This is a genomic window from Caulobacter sp. 602-1, assembly GCF_003931565.1.
Taxonomy (GTDB): Bacteria; Pseudomonadota; Alphaproteobacteria; order Caulobacterales; family Caulobacteraceae; genus Caulobacter.
This window is the reverse complement of record NZ_RRYI01000080.1, coordinates 1-318: the sequence shown is the minus strand read 5'-3', so window position 1 is coordinate 318 and position 318 is coordinate 1. Positions and strand designations below refer to the sequence as shown.

Annotated in this window: 1 pseudogene; it reads left to right on the top strand. The window is 74.2% G+C overall.

The window, feature by feature from the left end:
• Positions 1 to 318 (top strand): annotated as a pseudogene (locus EIK80_RS25325) (cation-transporting ATPase); the annotation flags it as partial.

Genomic DNA, 318 nt, shown 5'->3' with positions numbered 1-318 from the left:
GGCGTGCTGACCGAAGGCTGCCCTCGGCTCGTTGACGCGCCGACCCATCTGGTCGCCCTTGCCGCGCCGCTGGCCCGCGCCTCGCGCCATCCCCTGGCCAAGGCCCTGGCCGCTCAAGCCGGCGCCGGCCCCGTCGCCGCCGAATGCGTCGAGACGGCCGGGCAGGGCGTGGAGGGCCTGATCGACGGTCGCCGCGCGAGCCTGGGCCGCGCGGCCTTCGTCGGCGTCAAGGATGGCGACGCGCGCGAGACCGAGCTGTGGTTCGGCTTCGAAAGCGACGTGAAGATTCGCTTCGTGTTCGAGGACCAGCCGCGCGCC